Origin of the sequence: Microbacterium sp. SS28, from assembly GCF_022761035.1 — a bacterium.
In the GTDB taxonomy this organism is placed as follows: domain Bacteria; phylum Actinomycetota; class Actinomycetes; order Actinomycetales; family Microbacteriaceae; genus Microbacterium.
The window spans coordinates 191315-216540 of sequence record NZ_JAKWJP010000006.1 but is presented as its reverse complement, the minus strand read 5'-3'; the positions used below and the strand labels follow the sequence as shown (position 1 = coordinate 216540).

The window sequence follows — 25226 nt, the reverse complement described above, 5'->3', positions numbered from 1 at the left end:
CGCAGCGGGTTGCGCGGCCTCGTCCGAGAGTAGGTCTCGCCCGTCCGCGCGACAACGAGCGGGAAATGTTACGTAACGCGCTCTCGGGCTAGCGTGGAGGGATGACTCGACGTGCAGTGGTGACAGGTGCCAGTTCCGGGATCGGCGAGGCGGCCGCGCGCCACCTTCGCGCCTCCGGATGGGATGTCGTGGCCGTCGCGCGCCGCGCGGACCGGCTCGCGGCGCTCGAGGCCGAGACGGGAGCGGTCGCCTTCGCCGCGGACCTCACGCAGCAGGCCGATGTCGACGCGCTCGCGGAATGGCTCGACGAGACGGGCGGCGTGCACGCCCTCGTGCAGGTCGCGGGGGGCGCGCGCGGCACGCAGCGCGTCGAGGACGGCGACGTGGCTGACTGGCAGTGGATGTTCGACGTCAACGTCCTGAGCGCGCAGCGGCTCGTCTCGGCGCTGATCAGCCGGCTGCGCCGCGCCGCCGCCGACGACGGCCACGCCGACGTGGTGTTCGTCACCTCGACCGCGGCCCAGACCGCCTACCCGGGCGGCGGCGGATACAACGCCGCGAAGGCCGCCGAGTCGATGCTCGCGCACGCCCTGCGGCTCGAGCTCAACGGCGAGCCCATCCGGGTCGTCGAGGTCGCACCGGGCATGGTGCACACGCCCGAGTTCACCCTCAACCGCCTCGGTGGCGACCGCATCGCGGCCGAGAAGGTCTATCAGGACGTCGAGGCGCCCCTCACGGCGGACGACGTCGCCGACGTCATCGCCTACGCGCTCAACGCGCCGGGTCACGTCAACCTCGACCTGATCACGATGCGCCCCGTCGCGCAGTCCGCCCAGCACCTCCTCGCGCGCGGACCGCTGCGGCCTCGCGGGCTCGACTGATCCGAGCCCGCCTGCCGGGTGCACGGACGGAGCAGGCTCGGATCGGACCGGGCCGTAACCTGGATGCCGGAGCCCGCGCGCGTGGGCAGGGGAGGACGGGCAGGTGGCCGAGCGCGAGCAGCTGACGTGGGACGGGTTCGGTGAGGCATCCCGAACCCTGGCCAGGGCGATCCTCGAGGACGGGTTCATCCCCGACGTCGTGGTCGCGATCGCGCGCGGAGGCCTCCTTCCGGCGGGATCGATCGCCTACGGGCTCGGCATCAAGAACTGCGGCGCGATCAACGTCGAGTTCTACACGGGCATCGGGACGGTGCTGGATGCTCCGGCCGTGCTGCCGCCCGAGCTCGACATGACCTACCTCGCGGGTCGTCGCGTGCTGCTCGTGGACGACGTCGCCGACAGCGGCCGCACGCTCGATCTCGCGGTCAAGCTGCTCATCGAGCGCGGCGCCGAGGTGCGCTCTGTCACGATCTACACGAAGCCGACGACGATCGTGCAGCCGGACTACTCGTGGAAGGCCACCGACCTCTGGATCGACTTCCCGTGGTCGTGGCAGGGCTCGGTCGCCGAGGAGGATGCCGCCGCCGCCGCCGCCGCCGCCGCCGCCGAACGGTCGGCCTGACCTGTGGCGCTGACGCTGCCCGAGCTCGCCTCGGCGGGGCTCATCGACGCCGGCTGGGCGGAAGCGCTCGCGCCCGTCGCGCCCGACATCGCGGCGATCGGCGAGCGCCTGCGCGGCGAGGTCGCGGCGGGGCGCCACTACCTCCCCGCGGGGGACCGCGTCCTGCGCGCGTTCCAGCGCCCGCTCGCGGATGTGCGCGTGCTCATCGTCGGGCAGGACCCGTACCCCACGCCCGGGCATCCCATCGGGCTGTCCTTCGCCGTCGACCGGGACGTGCGCCCGCTCCCGCGCAGCCTCTCCAACATCTACAAGGAGCTCCAGGCCGACCTCGGCATCCCGCCCGCCCCGCACGGCGATCTGTCGGGCTGGAGCGATCAGGGCGTCATGCTGCTCAACCGCGTGCTGACCGTCGCGCCCGGCGCGCCCGCCTCGCATCGCGGATGGGGCTGGGAGAAGGTCACGGAGCACGCGATCCGCACCCTCGCGGCACGCGATGCGCCGCTCGTCGCGATTCTGTGGGGGCGGGATGCCGCCAACCTCCGGCCGCTGCTCGGTGCGACTCCCATCATCGAATCGCCGCATCCGTCGCCCCTGTCGGCGAGTCGCGGCTTCTTCGGGTCGCGCCCCTTCTCGCGCGCAGGCGACCTGCTCGCTCAGCAGGGAGCCGCCCCCGTCGAGTGGGCTCTCCCCTCCTGACGCGGGCGTCTAGGCTGGTCGACATGCTGGAGGAGGAGTACGAGAAGACGCGTCGGCGGCTTCCGCTCCACCTGCGCAAGCCCGAGACCGAGCGGCCCTTCTCGTACACGATCCGGCCGGTCGAGGACACCGACATCCCCGACATCCGCGAGATATACAACTACTACGTCACCAACTCGGTCGTGACCTTCGACGAGAAGCGCTGGTCGATCGCGCAGTGGCGCGAGAAGGTCGCGCATCTGCGGAAGCTCAAGATGCCGTTCCTCGTCGCCGAGGGGCCGACGGGGCAGATCCTCGGCTACGCCCTCGTGCAGCCGATGTCGACCAAGAGCGCGTACCGGTTCTCGGTCGAGAACTCGATCTACCTGGGCCAGGCGGCGGCAGGCAAGGGCCTCGGGCGCGCGCTGCTCGAAGCGCTCATCGTGGCGTGCGAGCAGGTGGGGATCCGCGAGATGGTCGCCGTCATCAGCGACAAGGGCGCCGAGGCGTCCATCGCGCTGCACGAGAAGCTCGGGTTCACCGAAGTGGGCCGCATGGGCCGTGTCGGGTTCAAGTTCGGCCGCTGGCTCGGCACGATCTACCTGCAGAAGCACCTCAAGCCGGTCAAGAAGAAGGGCCTGTTCGGACGCTCGTCCGACGCGTGAGCCGGCGCGGCCCGGTACCGCGACGTCAGTGCGACGGGTTGCCCGCGCTCCACTCCCGGACGGCGTCGACGAGGTCGCGCCACGGACCCTGCACGGCCCTGTCGGGAAGCTCGGCCTCTCTGTCCTCCTCGGGACCGCATTGCGCGCGGATGCTCCACTGGAAGCGATCGGCGCCGCGCGGGTCGCTCTCGAGCCGCTCGTCCCACGGGCAGCGGGCGATGAGGGCCATCCACTCGGGCGCTTCGGCTTCGCGCGGCTCGGCGGTCCACGCGCGGGCTATCCCCGCGAACCCGCCTGTGCGGGTCACGGCGACGACGAGCGCGGGAGCCGGTTGGGCCGGTTCGTCAGGCTCGGGGCTGCGCGAGTCGTGCATCGTGTGCGACGCCCACGTCGGCCCAGCCGGCGCGGACGGCGGCCACCTCCTCCGATTCCTCACCGTACTCCGCCTCGGCCGTGGCCAGGGTCGCGGCGGCGAACGCCGAGAAGTCCGTCGTGCGCGAGAGGGTGCCCGCCGTGAGGGTGCGATACCAGATGAGCCCCGCCCGCTCCCATGCCCGTCCGCCGAGGGTGAGCGCAGTGACGGCGAACGCGCGGTTCGGGATGCCGGAGTTGATGTGCACGCCGCCGTTGTCGCCCGCGGTCACGACGTAGTCGCGCATGTGCGCGGGCTGCGGGTCCTTGCCGAGCACGTCGTCGTCGTACGCCGTGCCGGGCGCGCGCAGGGACCGCAGCGCGCGGCCCTGCACGGCGGGCGTGAAGATGCCCGCGCCGATGAGCCACGTCGCCTCGTCGGCGGTGTGACCCAGCTGGTGCTGCTCGGTGAGCGCGCCGAACACGTCCGAGAGCGACTCGTTGAGCGCCCCCGACTGGTCCTGGTAGTCGAGCCCGCCGGAGTACTCGGTGACGCCGTGGGCGAGCTCGTGGGCGATGACGGTGAGCGAGCGCGTGAAGCCCGTGAAGATCTCGCCGTCGCCGTCGCCGAACACCATCTGCTCGCCGTTCCAGAACGCGTTGTCGTAGTCGCGGCCGTAGTGCACCGTCGCGAGCAGCGCCCCGCCCGCGTCGTCGATGCTGTTGCGGCGGTAGGCGTCCCAATAGAAGTCGAAAGTCGCGCCGAGCCCGTCGAACGCCTCGTCGACGGAGGCGTCCTTCGTCGGCGGTTCGTCCTCGCCCCGCACCTTCACGCCGGGGAGCACTTCGCGCTGCTGCGCGTCGTAGATCGTGCGATCGGGGGCGGGGGCGCTCTCGGCCACCAGGGCGCCCGCCTCGTCGATCGAGAGCCGCAGTCGCGAGCGCGTCGGGGTGTACTCGCGCTGCGCCGCGAGGGTCGCGCGCGCCGCGGCGGCGGCGTGCGCGAGGTGCGGCTCCTGGGCCGCGGCGATGCGTGCGAGCAGATACGGCGGAACGATCGCGTGCGTCATGGTCCGAGGCTAGCGGCGGCTCGGGACATCCCGGGCTCCCGTGCCGGGCGCGGCCGCACGCGCGGCGATCGCGGTCAGACGGGGCGTGCCCGCAGCCACACGAAGCCGTGCGGCGGCAGCGCCACACCGCGGGCGAGATCGACCTCGGCCGCTGTCACGACGTCCGTCGCGGCGCTGTCGAAGCCGCTCAGGGTGACCGGGTCGATCACGGCGAGGTCGTCGCCGACGTTCGCGAGCACGAGGATGACGGCCCCGTCGCCGGGGCGCTGGTACGCGAGCACCGAGGGGTGCCGCGCATCGAACCCGATCAGCTCGCCGCCCGCGAACTCGGGAGTCGCCTGGCGCGTGCGGATGAGCCCCGTGAGCCCGCTGTACACCCGCGCGGCGTCGGTGCCGGCATCCGATCGCTCCTCGTACCGGTGCGCGGACCGCGCCGGCCGGTGCACCCAGCGACTGTCGGCCGCCTTGGCGGGGTCGTCGGCGAAGGAGTAGTCGTTGAGCTGCGCGACCTCGTCGCCGAGGTAGAGCAGGGGGATGCCGCCCGTCGACAGCGCGATCGCGTGCGCGAGGAGCACGCGGTCGACGCCCCCGGCGTCGCCGGACTCGATCCCGGCGAGCGAGGCCGTCGTCCCCGTGACGCGGGCGTCGCCGGTCTTCGGGTTCTCCTGGAACGGCACGCCGCGCGCGAAGGTGCCGGGGAACCGGCCCACGTAGAAGTCGTTGAGGAACCGGCGGTGCGAGTATCCGTCGATCCCGAACTCGGCGGCGTCCTCGTCGGCGAAGGTCCAGCCGATGTCGTCGTGGCTGCGGACGTAGTTGACCCACGCCGTCCCCGCCGGCAGCGCGTGCCGCCGCTCGAGCGCCTGCTGCAGCAGGCGGGGGTCGCGCGTCGCGAGCGCCTCCCACGTGAGCGCCATCTGCAGCGGGTTGTACGAGAGCTGGCACTCCTCGAGCGAGATGTACTCGATGACCTCGTCGGGGTGGACGATCGCCTCGGACTTGAACAGCAGGCTCGGCGCCGCCATCCGCAGCACGGCGTTGAAGGCCCTCAGCAGCAGATGCGCCTCGGGGAGCGACTCGCACGCGGTGCCCAGGCGCTTCCAGATGAAGGCGACGGCGTCCATCCGCAGGATCTCGACGCCCTGTCCCGCGAGGAAGAGCATCTCGCCCGCCATCGCGCGGAACACCGCGGGATTCGCATAGTTGAGGTCCCACTGGAAGTGGTAGAAGGTCGCCCAGATCCACCGGCCGTCGGGGAGCTGCACGAACGAGCCCGGATGGTCGTCGGGGAAGATCTCGCGGACCGTCTCCTCGTAGCGGTCGGGCATCGTGCGATCGGGGAAGATCAGGTAGAAGTCCTCGTACCCGGGCTCGCCCGACACCGCCTTCCGCGCCCACTCGTGCTCGCTGCTGGTGTGGTTGAAGATGAAGTCCACGACGAGCGAGATGCCCGCACGACGCAGGTCGTCCGCGAGGGCGGCGAGCTCGTCCATCGTGCCGAGAGCGGGGTTCACGCGCCGATAGCTCGACACCGCGTATCCGCCGTCCGAATTGCCCTCGGGGCTCTCGAAGAGCGGCATGAGGTGCAGATACGTGAGCCCGAGCTCCTGGAAGTACGGGATGCTCTCGCGCACGCCCGCGAGCGAGCCGGCGAAGCGGTCGACGTAGCAGACGCCGCCCAGCATCCCGTTCGAGAGGAACCAGCCCGGATCGGATTCGCGTGCGAGGTCGCGTTCCTTGAGCTCCGGTGAACGCGCGGTCCAGGATGCCGCGGCATCGGCGACGACGGCGGCGAGCTGCTCGAGCCCGTCGTCACGCTCGCCGTACAGCTGCACGAACAGCCCGTGCAGCGTCGGGAAGTGCTCGGCGAAGCGCTGCGCGAACGCCGCGTCGAACGACCCCGCGCGCACGGAGGCGAGGCGCTCGATCTCTTCGACGTCACGGGCCCATCCGTCGGACAGTCTGGGCATGGCACACCTCCGGGCGGGTCCGCGCCCCCTGGCGAGGGGCTTCTCTCACGATAGTGCGGGGGTCTCGCGCGGGTCAGGATGCCGCGGGGCCCGGGTCGATCACGGGAATCGACGCGAGCAGCCGGCGCGTGTAGGCGACCTGCGGCTCGAGCAGCACCTTCTCGGTCGGGCCCTCCTCGACGATGCGGCCGTCCTTCATGACGACGACCTCGTCGCACAGGCTCTGGACGACGCCGATGTCGTGCGAGACGAGCACGAGCGTCAGGTCGTCGCGGCGGCGCAGGTCGGCGAGCAGCTCGAGGATCTGCGCGCGCACCGTCACGTCGAGAGCCGACATCGGCTCGTCGCCGACGAGCAGACGCGGACGGTGCACGATCGCGCGGGCGATCGCGATCCGCTGGCGCTGGCCGCCCGAGAACTCGTGCGGGTAGCGGTCGGCCATGTCCGGCTCGAGGCCGACCTCGGCGAGCACCTCGTCGACGCGCTCGCGGCGTCCCTCGGCGCCGGGCTCGCCGTCGTGGCCGAGCCCGAGCGCCCACAGCGGCTCTCCGACGATGCGCCGGACGCTCATGCGCGGGTCGAGCGACGAATACGGGTCCTGGAACACCATCCCGGTGTCGCGGCGCAGCCAGTGCAGCGCGCGGGCGCCGGCGGCGGCATCCACTTCCCTTCCGTCGAACTCGACGACGCCGTCGGACGGGGTGTCGAGCGCGAGCAGCAGTCGCACGAGGGTCGACTTCCCCGAGCCGGACTCGCCGATGATGCCGACCGCGGAGCCGGCGTGCACGTCGATGTCGGCGTCCTCGAGCGCCGTCATCGTGCGGGCGCGCTCGAAGAGGGTCGCCTTCGGGATCGGATGCCGCCGGGTCAGGCCCCTCGCGCGCAGGAGCGGGGTCCCGTCCTGCCTCAGGGGCGCGCTCACGCGGCACCTCCCGGACGCCACAGGGTCGCCGTCGCATCGCGCAGGAGTCCCTGTGTGACGGGCGAGGACGGCGTCGTGAGAAGGGTCGCGACGGGCGCCTCCTCGACGATGCGCCCGTCCTCGAGGACGATGCCGTGCGTCGCGATGCGCGAGAGGACGGCCAGGTCGTGCGTGATGAACACGAGCGACATGCCGTCGTCCTCGACGAGCGAGAGGAGCAGATCGAGGATCTCGGCCTGGATCGTGACGTCGAGCGCCGTCGTCGGCTCGTCGGCGATGAGCAGGCGCGGCCGGCACGCGAGCGCCGTCGCGATCGCGACGCGCTGCCGCTGCCCGCCCGACAGCTGATGCGGATAGCGGGCCACGATGCGCTCGGGATCGGGGAGGGCGACGCGGCGCGCCTCCTCGACGGCGCGCGCCTTCGCCTCGGCACGGCTCACGCGCTCGTGGATCCGCACCGACTCCGCGATCTGACGGCCCACCGTCCGGATCGGGTTGAGCGCCGTGCGGGGCTCCTGGAAGACGATCCCGATGTCGTCGCCGCGCAGCTGCGCGAGCTCGCGGTCGGCGAGGCCCCGCAGCTCTCGCCCGTTCCAGCGGATGGATCCGCTCGCGCTCGCGCCGTCGGGGAGGAGCCCGAGGATCGCGAGTGCCGTGAGCGACTTGCCCGAGCCGGACTCGCCGATGAGGCCCACACGGGCGCCGTCGGGCACGTCGAACGAGATGCCGTCGACGACGCGCCGACCGTCGATGTCGATCGTGAGGTCCCGCACCTCGAGCGTCATGCGACGACCTCCGGGACGTGCGTACGGGCGGTGCGCGCCGCACCGCCGCGACGCGCGAGGGTCGGGTCGGTCGCTTCGCGCAGGCCGTCGCCCAGCAGATTGAGGCCCAGCACCGTGAACGTGATCGCGAGGCCCGGCCAGACGACCGAGAGCGGATGCACCGTGATGAACTGCTGGAGCTCCGCGAGCAGCAGCCCCCACGAGGGCTCGGTGATCGGAGCGCCGAAGCCGAGGTACGACAGGCCCGCCTCGGCGAGGACCGCGACCGCCATGCCCCACGACAGCTGGACGATGAAGACGGGTGCGACGTTCGGCAGCAGGTGGCGCACGAGGTTCTGCGCGGGAGTGAGGCCCGCCATGCGACCCGCCAGCACGAAGTCGCTCTGCAGGACGCGTCGCAGCTCGGGACGCGTGACGCGCGCGATGTTGACGCCGAAGCCGATCCCGACCGACCAGATCACGACCCACAGCGACCCGCCCCACACGGCCGAGATCATCATCGCGATGATGAGCACGGGGAAGGCGATCAGGATGTCGACGAACACCGCGACGGACTCGCGGACCCACCGGGCCGTCAGCGCGCCGAGCGCCGCGAGCGAGATCCCCACGATCGACGCGACGATCCCCGCGCCCACCGCGACGATGACTGTCGTGCGCGCGCCCGCCATGAGAAGGCTCAGGATGTCGCGTCCCGACGCATCCGTGCCGAGCAGGTGCGGCCAGCCGGGCGGCGCCCAGCGGTTCGAGATCTCGACCTGCTGCGGGTCGAACGGCGTCCAGAACGAGGCGACGATCGCCGTCGCGAGGACCACCGCGACGACGATGAGCCCGAAGCGCCCCGTGGACAGCGCCCACAGCCGGCGCAGCCACGCCCACCGCGAGCGCGCGCGCCGCGCGCGCCGCCGCTCCTTGCGGCTGCCCGCCCGGCCAGCCGTGTCCCGCAGTCGGTCGCGCTGAGGGGTCGCGGGCGACGAACTCCGGGACGTGCCCGACGGGTTGCGGCGGTCGTCGCTCATGCCGCCTCCCTCTGCCGCGGGTCGAGCGCGCGGTGCGCGAGGTCGACGAAGAAGCCGACGATGAGGACGAAGCCCGTCAGGGCGAGGAGCTCGCCCTGCACCTTCGGCAGATCCCGCGCGCCGACGTCGGCGACGAGCATGCGTCCGATGCCGGGCAGCGTGAACAGCTGCTCGATGACGACGGCGCCGACGATGATGCCCGCGACCTGCAGGCCGAGCACCGTCACGACCGACAGTCCGACGTTGGGCAGGCCGTGCCGCAGCAGCGCGGCGTCGCGCGTCAGGCCCTTCGCGGCGGCCGTGCGCACGTAGTCCTGGCCGACCGCCTGCAGCGTCGCGCTGCGCACGAATCGCAGGAGCATCGCGCCCTCGACGATCCCGATCGTGAGCGCGGGCAGCACGAGGGCGAGGACGGCCGCGGCGGGATCCGACCAGCCCGCGCGCGGGAAGCCCTGCGCGGGGAGCCAGCCGAGCCACACGGCGAAGACGACGACCAGCAGCATCCCGGCCCAGACGACCGGCACCGCCGCGAGCGCTTGAGCGCCGACGCTGAGCGCTGTGCCCGACGAGCGGCCGCGCCGCATCGCCGAGATCACTCCGAGCGGGAGGCTGAACACGAGGGCGATCGTGAGGGCGAAGATCCCGAGCGGGACCGTCACCTGCGCCTTCTCGACGAGCTCCTCGGTGACGCTCGTGCCCGTCAGGAGCGACGTGCCGAGGTCGCCGCGGAGCACCCCGCCGATCCAGTCGATGTACTGCGAGATCAGCGGCTCATCGAGCCCCAGCTCCGTGCGGATGGCCGCGATCTGCTCGGGCGAGGAGTTCGTCCCTGCGATGAGCTGCGCGACGTCGCCGGGCAGCACGCGCAGCGAGAGGAAGATCAGCACGCTGGCGACGAAGAGCCCGAGCAGAAGCAGGGCCAGGCGCGTCAGCGTGTATCGGATCACCCGTCGCTCTTGGACAGCTCTGCCAGATTGAGACGCGCGTTCACGTTGGTCGACGGCATACCCGCGATGTTAGTGCCGACCGCGACGACGGAGGCGCCGTTGGCAAGCCAGTCGGCCGCTGCGTCCTCCGACACGATCCGCGCGGCCTGAGCGAGCAGGTCGGCCGCCTCGGCCTCGTCCGTCGCGGCGACGGACTCCGCGTACAGCCGCTGCACCTCGGGGTTGTCGTAGGTGAAGTAGTAGTCGGGGTTGGCCCAGTTCTCGAAGTCGCGCGCCTCGGTGTGCAGCACGTAGCTCAACTCGTAGTCCTTGTTGACGTAGACGTCGTTGATCCACGTCGGGAAGTCGACCGACTCGACCTCGAGCGTGATGCCGACCTCGTTGAGGTCCGACACGAGGATCTGGGCGATCGGGATCGACGTCGAGTAGAACGAGGGGATCGTGAGCGTCAGCGTGAGGTCCTCGGCACCCGCCCCCTTGAGGAGGGCCTTGGCAGCCTCCGGGTCGTACGGCGCGACGTCGGAGAGGTCCTCGTAGCCCGGGTCGAGCTCGGGGATGGGGCCGTAGAGCGTCTCGCCGGACGCGGCCGCCTCGATGAAGGCCTCGTGGTCGATCGCCTGGCGGATCGCCTGACGGACGCGCTTGTCGGCGAGCGGGCCCGAGGTCTGGTTGAAGGCGAGCGTGCCCTTGTCGGTCGACTTGCCGAGCACGAGCTCGAATGCGCCGTCGGCCTCGATCTTGTCCTTGAGGTTCGCGTCGAACCCCGTGACGACGTCGACCTCGCCCGCGAGCGCCGCGTTGAGCGCGGCCTGGTTGTCGGGGATGTAGTCGAGCACGACCTCGGCGACCTGCGCGGGCTCACCCCAGTAGGCGTCGTTGCGGACGAACGTGATGCTTGCGCCCTCGCGCCAGTCGTCCAGGATGAAGGGCCCCGTGCCGTTGGCGGCCGTCTTGTAGTCGACGGTGTCGCCCTCCTTGAAGACGAGCCCGGCGCGGCCCGTGAGGTTCCACAGCAGGGTCGAATCGGGCGCCGCCAGCGTCAGCGTGATCGTCTGGCCCTCCGCGCCGATCGACGACACGTTCGCGAGGCGCGACGAGTCGCTCCACGTCGTGGTGTCGCGGCGCGTCGTCAGCGACCACACGACGTCCTGCGGGGTGAGCGCCTGGCCGTCGTGGAACGTCACGCCCTCGCGGAGCGTGAACTCGTACGTGAGTCCGTCGGGCGAGACCGTCCAGTCGCTCGCGAGGGCCGGCACGATCTCCTGCTCGGGGGTGCGCGCCACGAGGCCCTGGTAGATGTTGTCGACGAGGATCTGGTCGAGCGCGGCGCCCGCGGTCTGCCGGATGTCGAGGTTGTCCGGCTCGAGCACGAGGCGGATGATCGCCGAGGCGTCCGGGTCGGGCTCGCCCGTGGCGGTCGGCGCTTCGGTGGATCCGCCCGAGCAGGCGGTGAGCAGGAGGGCGCCGGCGGCGAGGAGCGCCGAGGCGGCGAGGGCGGTGCGGCGAAGCATGGCCGTCCTTTCGGGTGGACATCCGGTGGAGTCAGAGAGCTGGCCCCGAGCAGAGCCCCCAGGGCTTTGTCGGCGGTAACCCAGCCTAGGCAACCGGCAAGGGGCCGATCGTCGACGCTACGCACAACGCAACAGAAGCGTTAACCCTTCCGCGCGCGCTCCCGGACGAGTCGCGCGAGCTCTGCGGGGATCTCCTCCTGCACGTTGTGACCCGAGGGGACATCGACGACGGATGCCGCGGGCACGCGTTCGCGGAACGCCTCGGCGTCGGCATCCGTCACGTACCCGCGCGTGCCGCGGACGAGTGTCAAGGGGGCCTGCACCCCGGCGAGGTCCGCCCATCCGCTCTCGGAGAGGACGGAGCGCAGCGCGTCCTGCTGAGCCGCCGCCGCCTCTCCCGCGCCGGGCGTCGAGGCCGTCGCGTTGGCGAGGTGCGCGAAGTGGTGCTTCCACTCGACGCGCCCGTCGGGGCGGATGCGGGAGTTGTGGAAGACGCCGCGCTCGGCCGCCGTTCGCGAGCCGCCCAGGCCGAAGGAGAGCGCGCGCTCGACCAATTCGTCGCGCGATGCCCAGTCGGTCGGCCCCGCGAAGAACGCGCGCAGCTGCGCCGCGCCGCCGTTCGGGTCGATGCCGGGTGTGATGTCGACGACGACGACCTCGCGGATCAGATCGGGACGGGATGCCGCGACCGCCGCCGCGGTCAGGCCTCCGAGCGACTGCCCCACGAGCACCTGCGGCGCCTCGGTCCACGCCTCGATGCCGGCGATGACGTCGGGCGCGAGCGCGCCGCCGACGTAGGCGAGGTCGTCGCGCCACGACGAGTCGCCGTGACCGGGCAGGTCGATCGCGAGCGCAGGGAGGCCGAGCGCGAGGATCGTCGTGTCCCACGTGTGCGCGTTGAGCCCCGCGCCGTGCAGGAACGTCACCTCGGGCCGGATGGCCCCCGAGTCCGCCGTGCGGCCGTACCGCAGCGCGCTCAGAACGCGCCCGTCCGGGAGGGTCAGCGAGAGGCGCTCGCCGCGGGGGAGGGGGCCTGCGATGCCGGCGTCCGCCGCCTGGGCGGGAAGGAACGAGAACTCGTCGATGGGGGCGCTCACCCCGCCATTCTGCCGCGATGGCCGGGCCCCGCGGCATCCGTCCGTCATAGGGTGATTCACATGAGCGAAGAACGTCGCGTCCACCTGTCGCGTTCGGCGCCCGACGCCTACAAGACGCTCGACGCGTTCTCGAAGACCGTGGGTCGCATCGCGGCGGATGCCGGGATCGAGGCGCGGTTCAAGGAGCTCATCCAGATCCACGCGTCGCAGCTCAACGGCTGCGCCTACTGCGTGCGCGTGCACGTCGACCGCGCAGTCAAGGAGGGCCTCGACGCCGACATCATCGCGCAGCTGCCCACCTGGCGGGAGTCGGGCGTCTTCACCGATCGCGAGCGGGCGGGTCTCGAGCTCGCGGAGGCGTTCACGTTCATCCACGACGGCGGCGTCGCGGACGACGTCTACGACCACGTCGGCGGCGTCCTGAGCGAGGACGAATACGTCGCCCTCAGCTGGATCCTCGTGTCGATCAACGCCTTCAACCGCGTCGCGATCGCGGGCCGGTACCCCGTCCCGCCGCGCACACCGCACTCGGCATGACCGATCCGCTCGTCCCGGGAGCCGTCAATCTCCGCGATGTCGGCGGCCTCCCCGCGGGGACGGGTCGCACGCGTTCGGGCGTCCTCTTCCGCTCGGGCAACCTCGCGCAGCTCGACGAGGCCGGCGTCGCTGCGCTCGGCGGGCTGGGCCTGCGCCGCATCATCGATCTGCGGGCCGACGACGAGGTGAGGTGGGCGCCGAGCCGCCTCGGCGATCTCGCGATCACGACGCAGCGCGCCCCGCTGTTCCTCGGCTCGGTCGAGTCGTTCTTCGCCGACGACATCGCGCTGCCCGAGATGTACCGCCTGCTCGTCGAGGAGTCCTCCGACGGCGTCGTCGCGGTCGTGCGCGGCATCCTCGCCGATCAGCCCGTCCTCGTGCACTGCACCGTGGGCAAGGACCGCACGGGCGTCACGGTCGCTCTCGCCCTCGCGGCGGCGGGCGTCGACGAGGAGGCCGTCGTGGCCGACTATGCGCGCACCGAGGGCCTGCTGCCGCAGTGGCGCAACGAGCGCGTCGTCGCGCGGCTGCGGGCGATGCATCCCGAATCCGTCCACCTCGAAGACCTCGCGACGCGCTCGCCCGCGCCCGTCATGGCGGGGCTGCTCGCGGGGGTCGCCGAGCGCTACGGCTCCGTCGCGGACTACCTGCGCGCGCACGGCCTCGGCGACGACGAGATCGCGGAGCTGCGGCGGGTCCTCGTGTCGGAAGCGTGACGCTTCGTTTCGATCTCGTGCAACTCAGGTTAGGCAACCCTTGGTTCGCGCTATACTCGTCGTGACATGACCGAGACCACCGAGCACAACGCCTCCGCCTGCCGGGCATCGCGGCACACGCGCGTACAGCACCTCATCACTGCTGACGAGACGTCGCTCGCTGATCTCGAGGCGCTGCTGGCGACGCTTCCGATCTGCTCGACGGGTCGCGTGTTCATCGAGATCCCGGATGCCTCGTGGCAGGCCGAGATCTCGGCTCCGGCCCGCATGGTCGTGACGTGGCTCGATCGCTCGCTCCGCTCAGGCGCCCCCGGCTCGGGACGCGCGTGCGTATCCGGACAGGCCGTCGCCCGCGCCGTCACGGCGTGGGCCGACGAGATGCTGTGCGCCGACGACGATCACACCCGCATCCACCTGCTGGGCGGCTACCTCGGCACGGCCGACATCATCGATCACCTCACCGAGCGACGCGGCATCCCGCTCGCCGCGATCAACGCCCCCGAGCGCTTCGGTCTCACGACCGCCCGCTGACGCGGCTCCGCCGCGATCGCGGCCGACAGATCCTCGCGAGAGGGTCGCGGCGCACCCTCTTGACGCCCTCCGTCGCCCGCAGTTCGATGTGGAGTGCGAGCAAAGATGCTCGCTGCACCTCATCTTGGGAGATGGTGGAAATGGCACGAAAGAATATCCTCTGGGGAGTCGCGGTCGGGGCCGTGCTCGTAGTGGGATCCGCGGGCGGCGCGTTCGCGGGCGAGATCGGCGGCAATGGCCAGCCGACGCAGGGGGCCGCGCACTCGCGCTCGCTCTGCGCGTTCTCGGGGCTCGAAGACGCCCCCGAGGAGACCGGACAGCAGGTGCAGAACTGGGGCCACATCCCCCAGGAGGCACGCAAGGACTGGAGCACGCGGGGCGCGTCGGTCGTCGACACCCCGTTCGGCGAGCAGGGGTGCAACGCACACCTCTACCCGAACAAGTGACCCATCCGAAGGTGGTCGGAGCACTGCTCCGGCCACCTTCGCTCATCGTGTGCGGCGACGCGGCACGTAGTTGCCGTCTTCGAGCCCCGCCTCGATCTCGAACCTGTTGCGCAGCGGATCCCGCCCCGCGAGCAGGTACAGCAGCGGCATGAGCAGGCCGTAGCGCCGCCACTGGCGCGCGTGCACCGTCTCGTGCGCGAGCAGGCGCTCGCCGATCCGGCCGTCGCCCGTGAGGAAGCAGCCGCCGACGCAGACGCCGCCGCGCTTGAACGCCCACGACGGCATGCCGCGGAACACCCACAGCTCGCCGTGTCGCTCGACGGGGCCCGTGCTCCACAGGCCACCCCAGATCCAGCCCACGGTCGTGCCGTACCAGTAGCCGACGCGGCTCACGGGGGAGTCCAGCAGGAACCCCGGGATGAGGCGGTCCCGCGAGCGGCCGCGTGCGACGGCGCGCTCGGCGACGGCCTCCCAGCCCGCGGGCGGCGTGGGGATGGGGCTCACGCGAGGGCCCCGACGACGCGCAGGATCGTGCCGAGATCGCCGGCCGCGGCGTCCGGTGAGCCCGGTGCGAAGCCCGCGATCGTCGCGCCCGCGAGGGGCAGAACGTCCCGCACGGCGGCGATCGCGGCGGTGAGCTGCGCGAGGGTCAGGCCGAACGGCACGGGCGCCGTGACACTCGCGAGCACCGACGGATCGAGGACGTCGAGGTCGACGTGCACGTAGACCTCGGTGGCGCCGGTCGCCGCGACCGCGGCGGCGAGGGCTGCGGGATCGACGAGGTCGGCGACGTCGATGGCCCGGATGCCGAGCTCCGCGACGCGGGACTCCTCGTCGGTCTCGTAGTCGCGCGCGCCCGCGAGCACGACGCGGTCGGGCGTCACGGCGCCGGGCTCGAGGGCGAGTCCGGTCGTCCCGTCACCCAGGACGGCGCTGAGCGCCATGCCGCCGAAGGCTCCCGAGAGCGAGGTCGAGGGGAGGTGCAGGTCGGGGTGCGCGTCGAACCAGACGACGGCCAGGGACTCGGCGCGGTCCGCCGCGATCCCGATCGCCCCGATGCTCACGCCGCAGTCGCCGCCGACGACGATGGCCGGTTCGGTGTCGCCCGCCGTCTGCAGCGCGATCGCGTCGCGCGTTCGAGACAGGGCGGAGTACCGCAGGACTCCCGTCTCGAGCGCCTCTCCCGCTTCGAGCGGAACGTCGATCACCGTGCAGGCGCTGCGGGGCAGATCGCCCGCGATCGCCTGCGCTCCATCGATGAGCTGCATCGCCCGCGCCGAAGGCGAGCCCTGCCACTGGGGGACGATCACGAATCGGGCCATGCCCCCATCATTGCCCAGGCGCGCCCGCGGGGGCGAGGCATCCGCTCCCCGCGAACGACGGAGCGCCGCGACCGGGAGGTCGCGGCGCTCGATCGAGCCCCGCGTATTACGGCGTGTACGGCGCGCTCGGCGCGTCGATCGCCGCCTGCGAGGGCTGGCCGCCGGACTTGAGCGCGGCGAGCCGCGCCTCGACCTCGGTCAGCTCGCCGACGTCCTCGAGCTGGTTGAACTGCGCGTCGATGCTCGACGCCGCGAGCTCCTGCTTGCCCTGCGCGAGCGCCTCCTGGCGACGGATCTTGTCCTCGAAGCGGCCGAGCTCGCTCGTCGGGTCGAGCACGTCGATCGACTTGACGGCGTCGGCGACCTTGTTCTGCGCCTCGGCGGTCTTGGCGCGGGCGAGCAGCTCGGAGCGCTTGTACTTCAGCTGCTCGAGCTTCTGCTTCATGCCGTTGAGGCCGTCCTTGAGCTTGCCGACGACCTCCGTCTGCGCGGCGATCGTGGGCTCGACGGCCTTCGCCTGGCTCTCCTCGCTGATCTGACGCTGCAGCGCGATCTTGGCGAGGTTGTCGAACTTGTCGGCGTCGGTGGCGTTGCCCTGTCCGCGCAGCTGGTCGGCCTTGCGCGAAGCGGCGAGCGCCTTGTTTCCCCACTCGGCGGCCGCCTGGATGTCCTCCTGGTGGTCGCGCTCGAGCAGGCGCAGGTTGCCGATCGTCTCGGCGATCGCCGACTCCGCATCCGAGATGCTGTTCGTGTAGTCGCGCACGAGCTGGTCGAGCATCTTCTGCGGGTCCTCCGCCGAGTCGATCAGCGAATTGATGTTCGCCCTCACGAGTGTCGAGATGCGACCGAAGATGGACTGCTTTGCCATGGGTGTTTCCTTCCTATCGAAGAGTCTGTGGCTATCGAAGAGTCTGTGGATCGGGATGCCGCCTCCTGGGCGGCACGGACGAGGCTGTCAGAAGCGGCCGCCTCCGCGGCGGGCGCGCGTCCCGCCGCCGCCGAAGCTGCCGGGGCGGAATCCGCCGCCGCCCGACCCGGGGATCCGCCCGAGCCCGCCGCCGCCTCCTCCGCCGAGCATGCCGCCGAGGCCGCCCGACGAGCGGCCGCCTCCGCCGCCGAGGACGGAGTTGAGCACGATCCCGCCGAGGACGGCGCCGAGCATGCCGCCTCCTCCGCCGGAGCCTCCCATGCCCCCGCCCATTCCGCCCGCGTCGCCGAACGAGCCGACGTCGTTCTGCGCGTACTGGATCGCCTGCCCCGCGAGCTGGTCGGCGCGCTGCGCGTACTGCAGCGCGCGCTGGGGGTCGACCGAGGCGAGCTGCTCGGCCTGCACGAGTGACGCCCCCGCTTCGGCGAGTCGCGTGCGCGCCTCCGCGCCGACGGCGCCGCGGCGGGTCGTGATGTAGTCCTCCGCCGCCGAGACCTGGGCCCGCGCCTTCAGCACGACCTGGCCGAGCAGCTGCTGCGCGCGCTGGGCCTGGGCTGCGGCATCCCGGACCCCCGCGATGATCGCGTCGATCTGCTGGTTCGCCGACTCGAGGGCCTGCAGCGCGGCGAGCGGCCGCTTCTGCGTGCCGCTCAGGAGCGCACGGGTCGTGTCGAGCTGCTGGCGCGTCGCGGTCACGACGGCGGCGACGCGACCGTCGGCGTCGGGGAGAGCGGACGCCGCGGCGACGTCCTGCTCGAGCTCGGCGACGAGCGCCCCGGCCCGCTGCTCGGCTTCCGCGAGATCGCGCGCGAGCCCTGAGATCGCGTCTTCGAGGAGCTTCGCCTGCCCGACGGCCTCTTCCGCCGCGCGGATGCCGACGGCCGCCTCGCCGCCGTCGCCCGCGCCGATCGCGGTCTGCGCCGCCGAGAGCTGCGCGTCGGCGAATTCGAGGCGATCCTTCGCCTGGGCGGGGTTGTCGGCGACCGTCGAGAGTGCTGTGGGCGCATAGGACTGCGCGAGCTCCGCGAGCTGTGCCGCGGCCTGGTCGAGCCGCGCCGCGACCGCGATGCGGTCCTCCTGCACGCGGGCGAGCGCCTCGGGCGCGTTCTGCTCGAGCTTGCGCAGTTCGTCGAACGCCTCGGCCTTCTCGTCCAGCCCGCTGTTGGCGCCCTCGAGAAGTCGGATGATCTGCGAGTTCCAGGCGCGCACCTGGTCCTCGGTGTCTGGTATCGCGTCGTCGAGCTGCTGCTTGAGGCGGAAGGCCTTCTCGAGGTCGCTCTTGGCCTTCTCGAGCGCCTGCTCGAACTCCGCGGCCGCGGCATCCCCGAACTGGGCGCGCGCGAATCCGAGCTCCTGCTCGCTCGTCTTGACGGCGTCGTCGGTCTCGACGAGGGCCGCGGAGGCCTGCCGCTCGAGCTCTTCGGTGCTGATCTCCTCGACCGGGGCGGGCCCGCCGCCTCTGCCCCCGGGCGCTGCCTTCGCCCGGCGCCGGCGCACGACGATCCAGATGATGCCGCCCACGACGACGGCGAGCAGGACGATCACGAGGATGCCGGTGAAGCCCCCTCCGCCTGTACCGGCGTCGCCGGTCTGGCCGTTCAGGGCCGCCGTCATGCCGTCCGCCGCCCCCTCGACGGCGCCGAGCCAGTCGTCGTCGGCGAGCGCGGGCTGGATCTGATCCCGCTCGATCGTCGCGATCTGCTCTTCGGTGAGCGGACCCGACGAGTCCGCCGAGAGGTAGTACTGGCGCCCCTCGACCGCGACGGCGAGAAGATACTGGTTGGGTCCGAGGCCGTTGTCCTGCGCGGTCTGGTTGGCCCACTCCTCGCGGGACGACGGGTCGGTGAACTCGTCGACGTAGACGACCCAGAGGTCGGCCTCCGTCTCGTCCGAGAGCTGACGCAGCCGCTCCTCCGCGGTGGCCGCGTCGGAGCTCGACAGCGCACCCGCCTCGTCGACGACCCTGTTCGACTCCAGCTGGACGGGCGGTGTCGCGGATGCCGCGACGGCGCCGCCGGCGAACAGCAGCGAGAGAGCCGCCGTGAGCGCGAGTGTCCGGCGCGCGCGCATCGCTTCCCCCTCCGAGGTCGAGCCGTGGAAGCCGCCCCGTCGCCGAGTCTATTCACGCGTGCGCGGACGGGGAAAGGGACGCGGGACGCATTCGGCCCGATGCGGGTCGCTCCCGCGGGGCTGCCGCATCCGCGGATACGATGACCCCTCCGGGAGGACCCCTATGGACGATCGATACGGCACCGACGTGCTCGCCGCGGGATGGCGCACGCAGTTCCAGCGCACACTGGAGCGGGTTCCCGCGGAGCGCGACCTCGTGGTCGAGGTCGCCGACGACGGGTTCTGCGGCGCCGTGACGGACGCCCGCTCCGGGACCGTCGAGCTCGAGGATCGCCACGGACGCCGTCGCGTCTTCCCGCTCGGCCCCGGCTTCCTCGTCGACGGAGCCGACGTCGTCCTCGTGCCGCCCGCGCCCAAGGCCCCCGCAGGGCCCTCGCGCACGGCGTCCGGCTCGTTCGCCGTCGAAGACGCCCGCGCGCGCGTCGCGCGACCCAGCCGCATCCTCGTCGAAGGCCGGCACGATGCCGAACTCGTCGAGAAGGTGTGGGGCGACGACCTCCGCGTCGAGGGCGTCGTGGTGGAGTACCTGCAGGGCGTCGACCTGCTCGCGGATCTGCTCGACGACGAGCCGCCCACGGCGGACCGCCGCTACGGCGTGCTGGTGGACCACCTCGTGCCGGGCTCGAAGGAGTCCCGCATCGCCGACGCGATCTCCCGTGGCCCGCACGGCGCGCACGTGAGGATCGTCGGACATCCCTACATCGACGTGTGGCAGTGCGTCACGCCGCGGGCGCTCGGCATCGCCGCGTGGCCCGAAGTGCCGCGCGGCATCGAGTTCAAGGTCGGCGTCTGCCGAGCTCTCGGGTGGCCCGCCGAGGATCAGGCCGACATCGCGCGCGCCTGGAAGCGCATCCTCGGCCGCGTCTCGAGCTATCGCGACCTCGAGCCCTCGTTCCTCGGCCGCGTCGAAGAGCTCATCGACTACGTCACCGCCTGACCGCGTCGTCTGTCTGACGCGTGCGCAGATGCCCGCGAGGCTTCGCCTTGTCGCTGTCTCGCCGAGCTGCGGTGACAAAGGTGACGTCTCGCGGGGTTTTCTCCACCGCGGGCGCCCGGCCGCGACTGCGCAGGCGGGTCGTTAGCCTGGAGTGGTGTCCGACCCCGCCACCGACAGTCCCGCCGAGCCGCGTCCGTTCCGATCCAGGCCCGTCTCGTTCGTCCGGCGAAGCGGCCGCATGTCCGATGCGCAGGAGCGCGCGTGGGCCGAGCTCGCACCGCACATGGTCTTGAACGTCGAACGGGATGCCGCCGCGACGAGCATCCTCGCCGGCACCGCGGTCGACCCCGCCGCCGTGTGGGAGCGCGAGGCGCCGCTCGTCGCGGAGATCGGATCGGGGCAGGGTCACGCGATCGTGCACGCCGCGGCATCCGCTCCCGACCGCAACTTCCTCGCGATCGAGGTCTTCCGCGCGGGGCTCGCCCGCACGATGCTCGACGCCGAGCGCGCCGGACTGCAGAATCTGCGGCTCGTCGAGGCGAACGCGCCCGAAGTGCTGCAGCACCTGCTCCCGGCGGCATCCCTCGACGAGCTCTGGGTCTTCTTCCCCGACCCGTGGCACAAGAACAAGCACAACAAGCGGCGCCTCGTGACGCCGGGGTTCGCGCCGATCGCCGCGGGAGCGCTGCGAGAGGGCGGGATGCTGCGCCTCGCGACCGACTGGGAGGACTACGCGCTGCAGATGCGCGACGTCCTCGACGAGGCCCCTGAGTTCGAGCGGGTCTTCGAGGGCGAGTGGGCCGAGCGCTTCGACGGCCGCATCCTGACGGCGTTCGAGCGCAAGGGCGCGCGTGCGGGCCGGGCGATCCGCGACCTCGCGTATCGGCGGGTCGTGCGGGCGTGACGCAGCCCGCGGATCCGCGCGACACGGGGCGCGAGGGCGCGCCCGAGCCTGCGCGCCGGGACCGCTGGCGGTTCGTCCGCCCCCTCGCGCACCGGGACTTCCGGATGCTGTTCTCCGCCGTCGTGCTCTCGATCTTCGGTGCCGGCATGTGGGCCGTCGTGATGGTCTACACGGTCATCGACTCCGGCGGCGGGCCGGTCGAGCTCTCGATCGTCGCGGCGGCCAACGCGGTCGGTCTCCTCGCCTGCGCCATCCCGGGCGGCATCCTCGCCGACCGCGTCTCGCGCCGGCTCATCCTCCGGACCGTCGAACTCGTCAACCTCGCCGCCATCACGTCGGTCGCGATCGCCGGGATGCTCGGTCCCGTCTCGATCCCGCACCTCACGATCGCCGCGTTCGTGCTGGGCGCCAGCGCCGGCTTCTTCTTCCCCGCCTACAGCGCGATCCTCCCGCGCATCCTGCCGCCCGCGCAGCTGCTCGCCGCCAACGGGCTCGAGGGTGCGATCCGCCCCGCCCTGCAGCAGGCCGCCGGCCCCGCCGTCGCGGGCCTGGTCGTCGCGGCGGTCGTCGCGCCCGCTCACGCGGCGTGGGTCATCGTGGGAGCGCACGCGCTCGCGTTCGTGCTGCTCCTGTTCGTGCATCCCGAACCGGCCACGGACGATCCGCCCGACCACGAGGCATCCTCGACGAGGAGTGTCTTCCACGACCTCCGCGAAGCCGTGGCCTTCACGGTGCGGACGCCCTGGCTCCTGTGGACGCTGCTCTACGCGACGGTGTGGGTGCTCGTGTGGATGGGCCCCGAGGAGGTCCTCCTCCCGTTCATCACGCGCGAGCGCGTCGGGGACGATCCTCGCTGGTTCGGCTTCCTGCTGGCGGCCTACGGCCTCGGGGGCGTGCTCGGGTCGATCGTCGTGTCGTCCCTGAGGCTTCCGCGCCGCTATCTGACCGTCATGATCTCGGTATGGGGGTTCAGCACCCTGCCCTTCATCGTGGTGGGCTTCACCGACCTGTACTGGCTCATGGTGCTGTCGCTGTTCGCCGTCGGATTCGGCTTCAGCTACGGCAACGTCATCTGGGGGACGCTCCTGCAGCGGCGGGTTCCGAGGCACATGCTCGGCCGCATCTCGAGCCTCGACTTCTTCGTCTCGCTCGCCCTCATGCCGGTGTCGATGGCGCTCGCGGGCCCGCTCGCCCAGGTCGTCCCGATCCCGATCATCTTCCTCGCGGCGGGCCTCATCCCGTTCCTGCTGTCGTTCCTCGTCCTGCGCATCGCCCGGATGCCCCGCGACGAGCTCGCCCACCCACTCGGAGACTGATGCCCGCCGCCCCCTCCGCCCTCCCGCTCGCGCGCCCTGCGTGGTCCGTGGGGCTCGTGCCGGCCCTGCTCGCGTGCCTCTCGGCGCCCGCGTTCTTCGTGCTGCGCATTCCCTGGCTGGGCTGGCTGCTGCTCGCGGCGGCGCTCGCCGCGGCCTGGCTCTTCGAGCGGAGACGGGATGCCGCGCCCGCGGCATCGGCGCCGGCGGGGGATGCGGCATCCGTCCGCCGACCGGGTCTGCTGCGGGATCTGTCGCTCATCGCGGCCGGACTGCTCATCGTGAGCGCCATCCCGCTCAAGGCCGAGCTCGACGACCTCGCGTTCGTGCGGTTCGGCGCGGCGCTGGGCGGGGCGGTGGCCGTGCCCTACCTCGTCTCACGGTTCGTCTACCGCGACCGGGCGATCCGGTTCCCGTGGCGCGGGGGAGGACGCTGGACGGCCTTCCAGTGGTCGTGGCTCGTCGCGGTGCTGGCGCTCGGGTGGCTGATCCTGCCGTTCTACTTCATCACGTCGGGCGTCTACCTCAACTGGCCCGTCGTGGACACCCCCGCGCTCATCGCGCGCCTGTTCGTGGGCGTGGGCTCCGTCGGCATCTGGGACGAGCTCTTCTTCATCTGCACGGTGTTCGCGCTGCTGCGCCGGCACTTCCCGGACTGGCAGTCCAACATCCTGCAGACGATCGTCTTCGTGTCGTTCCTGTGGGAGCTGGGCTACCAGGCGTGGGGTCCCGTCCTGACGATCCCGTTCGCGCTCCTGCAGGGCTTCATCTTCATGGTGACGAGGTCGCTCGCCTACGTCGTGACGGTGCACCTGCTCTTCGACGCGATCGTCTTCCTCGTGCTCGTCCACGCCCACAATCCCGGGCTCCTGGACGGGCTGTTCCTGGTCTGATCCTTCACCTTCAGCGTGACGGTGAAGCAACTTCGACGGGACCTCTTGACGACGTCCGCGCGGAGAGTATCGTCAGGCATGCAGAAGAAAACAGAAACGTAGCCCATCGAAAGACAGGCGGATACACAGAAACCACGACTGCGACCGATCACCCCGAGGCTCCGGCCCCGGGGTGACCTGTTTGTACGGGCGGTTCCTTCAATGAATCCGGCCCGTTCTCCGGTTCGCCGCGGGTTCCGGCTAGATCGTCGCCGACGCGTGTCCGGAGGCGGATGCCGCTGCCGAGAGCCTGCGGTGCTGTCGCGCGTCGCGCACCCGGCACCAGCCGTACATGAGCGTGAGCACCCCCGCGCCGTAGACCATCGCGGCGAGACTCCTCGTCTCGTACTGCCAGAAGGCGGGGACGACCAGGACGAGGATGCAGAGGATGATGTAGCAGTCGAGGCTCCGCCGGCCGACGCGCCCGACCTCGGCGGCCAGGCGCGGCCACCGCTCGGCGAACGGCGACAGCGCGCCGTAGAGTCCCGCGACGACGGTGAACGCGAGTGCGATCGTTCCCACGCCCAGCGTGCCGTCGTCGAAGAGTGCGTCGAGCATCGCGAAGAAGCCGTCGCCCTCGGCCGGCCAGAGCCGGACGCGAGCCTGAGCGAGAGCGCCGACGAGGATCGCCGCGCCAAGCAGGCTGATCCACACGGCCGGACGCAGCAGCGCGCCGCGGATCCGCGTCCAGTGCCACCCCGCCAGGAAGGCCGCGAAATAGAGCGTCTGCCACGTCGCCCAGTTGATCAGGCCCGGGATGCCGGGCACCCGCGGCAGCGTGAACAGCCCCGGCAGCAGGGTACCCAGCACGAAGAGCCCCGCTGCCGGAACGGCCAGGAGCATCGTGCGTCCACGGGCGAGCGCCCACGTGGCCAGGGGCGTCAGCAGCAGGAGGATCACGTAGAGCGACAGGATCGAGGCGTTCCTCGGATTGATCTGCAGCGTCAGCGCCGCGACGATCGGCTCCCACCACGAGGTGAAGTCGTCGACGCCCGCGTAGTCGACGCTCTGAGCGACGCTCAGCGACGCGGCGACGAACGCCAGCGCGCAGATGCCCACGTGAGCGAGATAGACGAGCCGGCCGCGACGCAGCGCCTTCGCCTGGGCCGCGCCGAGATCGACCCGCTCGAGGGTCCTGCGCTGGACGATCGCGACGACGAAGCCCGACAGGAGCACGAATCCCATCGCGCCGTCGAACCACAGCAGTCCGTGCGTCGCGCGGTAGGCGGGGCTTCCGTATGCCACATGGGCGAACGTCATGCTCACGATGCAGAGAGCACGGATAACGTCGATCGCGGGATCGCGTCCCGCCGTCTTCGTCACTCGATCTCGGCCTGGCATCCCTCGAGAGTGTACGAGCGGGGCCTGGACACGAGGTTTCGCTCGAGTAACGGATCACCGAAACGACACCGTGAACGCGTGCGCCGTAGCGCCGACCCCGTCAGATGGCAACCCCGGGGCGTGACGAGTGGGCCTGCGGTAGCAATGAAGGGTGAAGATCGTGACGTACGCAGGCGGTGAGTTCCTCACCGGAGACGAGATCGTCGTGGCGCTCTTCGAGTACGGCGCGGCGCTCGCCGAGGTAGGCACCGCGGGGAGTGTCGAGATCCCGATCCGGACCGCGGCCGGCCACAGTGTGATGGCGACCTTCCTCGTCGGCCCCGCGAGTCAGATCGTCGCGATCGACGCGGGGACGTCGGATGACGAGCTCATCGACGGCGATGTCGTGGACGTGCTCCGCCGGCTCACGCGCCGCCTCCGCCCGGTCGCGTCCTCCGCTGACGAAGGGGTTCCGTCGGCCGAGGAGTACGACTAGCGACGATCTGGTGGGTGGGGCCCGCGAACCACGCCCGCTTCGCGGGCTGTTCGATTCCCGCCGACGTCAGAACCGCGAAAGGCCGCCCCTTGGGGACGGCCTTTCGCGGTTGTGCCCCCGACAGGAATCGAACCTGCGACCTTTGGTACCGGAAACCAACGCTCTATCCCCTGAGCTACGGAGGCGTACCGATCGAGGGTAT

Annotated in this window: 27 protein-coding genes and 1 tRNA gene; 13 read left to right on the top strand and 15 right to left on the bottom strand. The window is 71.6% G+C overall.

Annotation, left to right across the window (positions count from 1 at the left end; all coding sequences use genetic code 11):
• Window positions 1–101: 101 nt before the first annotated feature.
• From MJ607_RS17540 to MJ607_RS17525, 4 genes are all read left to right on the top strand, one after another.
• A complete protein-coding gene (locus MJ607_RS17540; RefSeq protein WP_243076901.1) occupies window positions 102–881 on the top strand; it encodes an SDR family oxidoreductase in 780 nt (259 codons plus the stop codon).
• 103 nt (window positions 882–984) lie between these two features.
• A complete protein-coding gene (locus MJ607_RS17535; RefSeq protein ID WP_243076900.1) occupies window positions 985–1503 on the top strand; it encodes a phosphoribosyltransferase in 519 nt (172 codons plus the stop codon).
• A gap of 3 nt (window positions 1504–1506) precedes the next feature.
• A complete protein-coding gene (locus MJ607_RS17530) occupies window positions 1507–2199 on the top strand; it encodes a uracil-DNA glycosylase (RefSeq protein WP_243076899.1) in 693 nt (230 codons plus the stop codon).
• Window positions 2200–2222: 23 nt separating this feature from the next.
• Window positions 2223–2843 carry a GNAT family N-acetyltransferase gene (locus tag MJ607_RS17525; RefSeq protein ID WP_243076898.1) on the top strand — a complete coding sequence of 207 codons (621 nt, stop codon included), beginning with the start codon at window positions 2223–2225 and terminating at the stop codon, window positions 2841–2843.
• A 25-nt stretch (window positions 2844–2868) separates the two neighbouring features.
• Here the strand turns inward: MJ607_RS17525 and MJ607_RS17520 are convergent, their stop codons facing one another.
• The 9 genes from MJ607_RS17520 to MJ607_RS17480 form a co-directional block, all read right to left on the bottom strand.
• On the bottom strand, window positions 2869–3216 hold the full coding sequence (locus MJ607_RS17520; protein WP_243076897.1) for a protealysin inhibitor emfourin: 348 nt from the start codon (window positions 3214–3216) through the stop codon (window positions 2869–2871).
• Complete coding sequence (locus tag MJ607_RS17515; RefSeq protein ID WP_243076896.1) at window positions 3188–4264, bottom strand: M4 family metallopeptidase; 1077 nt, start codon at window positions 4262–4264, stop codon at window positions 3188–3190. The genes MJ607_RS17520 and MJ607_RS17515 overlap by 29 nt, the downstream gene beginning before the upstream one ends.
• A 74-nt stretch (window positions 4265–4338) precedes the next feature.
• Window positions 4339–6234 (bottom strand): amylosucrase, encoded by a 1896-nt coding sequence (locus MJ607_RS17510; RefSeq protein ID WP_243076895.1) that lies wholly within the window; start codon window positions 6232–6234, stop codon window positions 4339–4341.
• A 73-nt stretch (window positions 6235–6307) separates the two neighbouring features.
• Complete coding sequence (locus MJ607_RS17505) at window positions 6308–7156, bottom strand: ATP-binding cassette domain-containing protein (RefSeq protein ID WP_374238073.1); 849 nt, start codon at window positions 7154–7156, stop codon at window positions 6308–6310.
• Entirely contained in the window at window positions 7153–7941 is a 789-nt protein-coding gene (locus tag MJ607_RS17500; protein ID WP_243076894.1) for an ABC transporter ATP-binding protein, read from the bottom strand. The genes MJ607_RS17505 and MJ607_RS17500 overlap by 4 nt, the downstream gene beginning before the upstream one ends.
• Window positions 7938–8957: an ABC transporter permease gene (locus MJ607_RS17495; protein WP_243076893.1), complete on the bottom strand. Its 1020-nt coding sequence runs from the start codon at window positions 8955–8957 to the stop codon at window positions 7938–7940. Before MJ607_RS17495 ends, MJ607_RS17500 begins: the two co-directional genes overlap by 4 nt.
• Window positions 8954–9904, bottom strand: coding sequence for an ABC transporter permease (locus MJ607_RS17490; RefSeq protein ID WP_243076892.1), 951 nt, complete (start codon window positions 9902–9904; stop codon window positions 8954–8956). Before MJ607_RS17490 ends, MJ607_RS17495 begins: the two co-directional genes overlap by 4 nt.
• Window positions 9901–11415, bottom strand: a complete 1515-nt coding sequence (locus MJ607_RS17485) for an ABC transporter substrate-binding protein (RefSeq protein WP_243076891.1) — start codon at window positions 11413–11415, stop codon at window positions 9901–9903. The genes MJ607_RS17490 and MJ607_RS17485 overlap by 4 nt, the downstream gene beginning before the upstream one ends.
• Window positions 11416–11555: 140 nt before the next feature.
• Entirely contained in the window at window positions 11556–12560 is a 1005-nt protein-coding gene (locus MJ607_RS17480) for an alpha/beta fold hydrolase (RefSeq protein WP_374238072.1), read from the bottom strand.
• 12 nt (window positions 12561–12572) lie between these two features.
• On the opposite strand from MJ607_RS17480, the gene MJ607_RS17475 reads away from it, so the two are divergent.
• From MJ607_RS17475 to MJ607_RS17460, 4 genes are all read left to right on the top strand, one after another.
• On the top strand, window positions 12573–13049 hold the full coding sequence (locus tag MJ607_RS17475; RefSeq protein ID WP_243076889.1) for a carboxymuconolactone decarboxylase family protein: 477 nt from the start codon (window positions 12573–12575) through the stop codon (window positions 13047–13049).
• Window positions 13046–13765 (top strand): tyrosine-protein phosphatase, encoded by a 720-nt coding sequence (locus tag MJ607_RS17470; protein ID WP_243076888.1) that lies wholly within the window; start codon window positions 13046–13048, stop codon window positions 13763–13765. Before MJ607_RS17475 ends, MJ607_RS17470 begins: the two co-directional genes overlap by 4 nt.
• 66 nt (window positions 13766–13831) lie before the next feature.
• Window positions 13832–14296 carry an SIP domain-containing protein gene (locus MJ607_RS17465; RefSeq protein WP_243076887.1) on the top strand — a complete coding sequence of 155 codons (465 nt, stop codon included), beginning with the start codon at window positions 13832–13834 and terminating at the stop codon, window positions 14294–14296.
• A 140-nt stretch (window positions 14297–14436) separates the two neighbouring features.
• A complete protein-coding gene (locus tag MJ607_RS17460) occupies window positions 14437–14742 on the top strand; it encodes a hypothetical protein (RefSeq protein WP_243076886.1) in 306 nt (101 codons plus the stop codon).
• 42 nt (window positions 14743–14784) lie between these two features.
• Here MJ607_RS17460 and MJ607_RS17455 read toward each other — a convergent pair whose 3' ends face one another.
• From MJ607_RS17455 to MJ607_RS20085, 4 genes are all read right to left on the bottom strand, one after another.
• Complete coding sequence (locus tag MJ607_RS17455) at window positions 14785–15246, bottom strand: Fe-S oxidoreductase (protein WP_243076885.1); 462 nt, start codon at window positions 15244–15246, stop codon at window positions 14785–14787.
• Window positions 15243–16064, bottom strand: a complete 822-nt coding sequence (locus tag MJ607_RS17450; RefSeq protein WP_243076884.1) for an arginase family protein — start codon at window positions 16062–16064, stop codon at window positions 15243–15245. The genes MJ607_RS17455 and MJ607_RS17450 overlap by 4 nt, the downstream gene beginning before the upstream one ends.
• 106 nt (window positions 16065–16170) lie before the next feature.
• Window positions 16171–16932 carry a PspA/IM30 family protein gene (locus MJ607_RS17445; RefSeq protein ID WP_243076883.1) on the bottom strand — a complete coding sequence of 254 codons (762 nt, stop codon included), beginning with the start codon at window positions 16930–16932 and terminating at the stop codon, window positions 16171–16173.
• Between the two features lie 87 nt (window positions 16933–17019).
• Window positions 17020–19062 carry a TPM domain-containing protein gene (locus MJ607_RS20085; protein WP_279234813.1) on the bottom strand — a complete coding sequence of 681 codons (2043 nt, stop codon included), beginning with the start codon at window positions 19060–19062 and terminating at the stop codon, window positions 17020–17022.
• A 163-nt stretch (window positions 19063–19225) separates the two neighbouring features.
• Between MJ607_RS20085 and MJ607_RS17435 the strand changes: the two genes are divergently transcribed.
• From MJ607_RS17435 to MJ607_RS17420, 4 genes are all read left to right on the top strand, one after another.
• The gene (locus tag MJ607_RS17435; RefSeq protein WP_243076882.1) at window positions 19226–20059 is read left to right on the top strand and encodes a DUF3097 family protein; all 834 of its coding nucleotides are present in this window, start codon (window positions 19226–19228) and stop codon (window positions 20057–20059) included.
• Window positions 20060–20297: 238 nt separating this feature from the next.
• Window positions 20298–20963, top strand: coding sequence for a tRNA (guanosine(46)-N7)-methyltransferase TrmB (gene trmB / locus MJ607_RS17430; protein ID WP_243077066.1), 666 nt, complete (start codon window positions 20298–20300; stop codon window positions 20961–20963).
• Between the two features lie 104 nt (window positions 20964–21067).
• Entirely contained in the window at window positions 21068–22279 is a 1212-nt protein-coding gene (locus MJ607_RS17425; protein ID WP_243077065.1) for an MFS transporter, read from the top strand.
• A complete protein-coding gene (locus tag MJ607_RS17420) occupies window positions 22279–23169 on the top strand; it encodes a CPBP family intramembrane glutamic endopeptidase (protein ID WP_243076881.1) in 891 nt (296 codons plus the stop codon). Before MJ607_RS17425 ends, MJ607_RS17420 begins: the two co-directional genes overlap by 1 nt.
• A gap of 240 nt (window positions 23170–23409) precedes the next feature.
• Here the strand turns inward: MJ607_RS17420 and opgC are convergent, their stop codons facing one another.
• On the bottom strand, window positions 23410–24549 hold the full coding sequence (opgC, locus tag MJ607_RS17415) for an OpgC domain-containing protein (protein ID WP_279234812.1): 1140 nt from the start codon (window positions 24547–24549) through the stop codon (window positions 23410–23412).
• A gap of 151 nt (window positions 24550–24700) precedes the next feature.
• On the opposite strand from opgC, the gene MJ607_RS17410 reads away from it, so the two are divergent.
• Window positions 24701–25024, top strand: a complete 324-nt coding sequence (locus MJ607_RS17410; protein WP_243076879.1) for a hypothetical protein — start codon at window positions 24701–24703, stop codon at window positions 25022–25024.
• 112 nt (window positions 25025–25136) lie between these two features.
• Here MJ607_RS17410 and MJ607_RS17405 read toward each other — a convergent pair.
• Window positions 25137–25209, bottom strand: a tRNA-Arg gene (locus MJ607_RS17405).
• Between the last annotated feature and the right edge of the window lie 17 nt (window positions 25210–25226).